The organism is Komagataeibacter europaeus LMG 18890 (genome assembly GCF_000285295.1).
Taxonomy (GTDB): Bacteria; Pseudomonadota; Alphaproteobacteria; order Acetobacterales; family Acetobacteraceae; genus Komagataeibacter; species Komagataeibacter europaeus.
This window is the reverse complement of sequence record NZ_CADP01000211.1, coordinates 1-2,592: the sequence shown is the minus strand read 5'-3', so window position 1 is coordinate 2,592 and position 2,592 is coordinate 1. Positions and strand designations below refer to the sequence as shown.

The following is a 2,592-nucleotide window of genomic DNA, read 5'->3' as shown; positions in this document are numbered from 1 at the left end:
GTGGCAGGGCCGGGCGCTGGATCGGATGTATCCCATCGTGATCTTCGATGCCCTTCGGGTAAAGATCCGCGATGCTGACAGCCGGACCGTTAAAAACAAGGCGGTTTACGTTGCTCTCGGTGTCACCCGCGAGGGAGTGCGCGAGGTTCTGGGGCTCTGGATCGCCGAGAATGAAGGCGCCAAATTCTGGCTTTCGGTCATGAACGAGTTGAAGAACCGGGGCATCCAGGACATCCTGATCGCGGTCGTGGACGGGCTGAAAGGCTTTCCCGAGGCCATCACCGCCGCCTTTCCCGAGGCGATGGTTCAGACCTGTATTGTTCACCTGGTGCGCCACAGCCTGAACTTCTGCTCATGGAAGGACCGCAAGGCCGTGGCTGCCGACCTGCGCCGGATCTACGGGGCGGCGACCGCTGACATGGCGGCCGCAGAGCTCGATGCGTTCGAGGAGAAATGGGCCGGGAAATACGCGTCGATCGCCCCGGCATGGCGCCGGGCATGGGCCGAAGTGATCCCGTTTTTTGCCTTCGATCCGGCGATCCGCAAGATCATATACACTACGAACGCCATCGAGAGCCTGAACCGGGTCATCCGCAAATCGATCAAGACGCGCGGTTCGTTCCCGACCGACGATGCCGCAACGAAGCTGATCTACCTGGCGATCCGCAGCTTTGAGAAAGACGGGCGGAATGTTCGGGAATGGTTTGCAGCCCGCAACCAGTTCGCCATAATGTTCGGCGAGCGCTTCGCCGCTTGAGTATCTGAAAACCCATGGGCCAGGCCAGATACACAGACTTCAGGACACTCCCTCTGTTGTCGGCCGGGGTATAGTCTGCCCCCTCGAGTTCGGCGAGCGGACACCACAGCCAGTCATACTGACGATCGCCTTTCGTCCCGTGTCCGGCTGACAGGGAGACCCAGTCTTCTTCTGGAGCATCCCGGGCGATATCACGGGCTTCTCCCGCAACCGGTCTCTCTCCCAGGCCCCAGGAGTTGAACCAGTGACTGCCTGCCACCCCCAGAACATACCCTTTTGCGGCATGACGCAGGCTCATTTCGATTTCCCCTACGCCATAGACACTGTCAGCAGCGACCCATTCGAAGGGAAGGCCGGCCTGCAGGCCACGTTCGATCATCTGTCGGGCCAGAGAAGGTTTGGTTGCAAACGTTACGTCCGCAGGAACAGAGGCCGCAGACAGCCGTACCGGATCTGATGTCCAGGCTTTGGGAAGATACAGGGCGCGATCCACGAAAGCATGACCCTGTGAAGAAACATAGGCTGCAAACACACCAACCTGACAGTTCGTGATCTTGCCAGCCGAACCCGTGTACTGGCGCCCTACACCACAGGACGCCTTGCCTTTCTTGAGAAAACCGGTCTCATCGATCACAAGAACCGCGTCTTCATCACCCAGGGTAATCTGAACATGATCGCGGACAATGTCGCGCAGACCGTCAGCGTCCCACTGCGTCCGGCCCAGCAAAGCCTGCTGACGCCAGGGGCCTTCGTCGCCTGCGGCTTCCGCACGTTGCCAGCCCGTCTTGCGCGGCAGATTGCCCAGGAGCGTTTCCAGATAATGCTCCGCTGAGACCGCAACCCGTGCCTGACCAAACAGGGGACGTATCTTTTCCTTGACCGCCCGTAATCCCTCAACCGTCAGCGACAGCGTCTCCTCAACAGACGCGCCACCTGTCATCCTGTTCCGTTCCATACCAACACACGGAATCATATCTCGCATCAAAACACAACTGTAGTGCTAGGTTTCGTGGACAAAGGTTGACAGTAACGTCCATGATTGATTCAAAGCTGCCTTTTGGAGGCGTTGTTGGGCGAGCGAATTGGGCTTTCGGACGAGGAATGGGCCATCATCGGGGCGCTGCTTCCGCCTGAGAGGGGTCGTGGCTGCCGTCCTGCGCAAGACAATCGTCTGTATTTCGAAGGCATGATGTGGATTGCCCGAACCGGATCGCAGTGGCGCCACCTGCCTGATGATTATGGCAAGTGGAACAGCGTGTTCCGACGCTACCGACGATGGGTGACGACAGGCGTGTTCGATGCGATGCTCGAAACCTTGGCTGAAATGGTCGAGCGGGATACCACTGCCGACATGATCGACAGCACGGTGGTCCGGGCACATCATTGTGCTATCGGTATAAAAAAGGGACACAGGAAACCGAGGCGCTTGGCCGATCGCGCGGTGGTTTCACCACCAAACTGCACGCCCGATGCGACGCCAGGGGACGCCCTCTCGGTTTTGTCCTGACGCCGGGACAGACCCACGATATTCAGGGTTTCGGCCCGCTGTTCCGCATGATCGCTGACAAGATCGAGGCGTTACTGGCAGACAAAGGTTACGATGCCGACCTCATTCGCGAGGAACTTGCCAAGGCCGAAATCGAAGCCGTCATCCCGAGCAAAAGCAACCGTCGCAATCCTGTACCTCATGATAAAACCAAATATCGCTGGCGCAATCTCGTCGAGCGCCTGTTCAACAAACTCAAGAACTGGCGACGCGTTGCCACCCGATATGACAAAACCAAGGAATCATATCTTGGCTTCGTCAGTCTCGTGTCAGCACTCCAGTGGATACC

The 2,592-nt window shown here is 58.3% G+C and carries 1 protein-coding gene and 2 pseudogenes; 2 read left to right on the top strand and 1 reads right to left on the bottom strand.

The genetic code is table 11. The features are described 5' to 3' along the window. On the top strand, positions 1 to 757 hold a 757-nt coding region (locus GEU01_RS20695; RefSeq protein ID WP_019087550.1), incomplete at its 5' end, for an IS256 family transposase. Between the two features lie 70 nt (positions 758 to 827). Here GEU01_RS20695 and GEU01_RS25220 read toward each other — a convergent pair. Next, a pseudogene (locus tag GEU01_RS25220) lies at positions 828 to 1,712 on the bottom strand (IS701 family transposase); the annotation flags it as partial. 84 nt (positions 1,713 to 1,796) lie between these two features. Here GEU01_RS25220 and GEU01_RS27665 point away from each other — a divergent pair. Next, positions 1,797 to 2,592, top strand: a pseudogene (locus GEU01_RS27665) (IS5 family transposase); the annotation flags it as partial.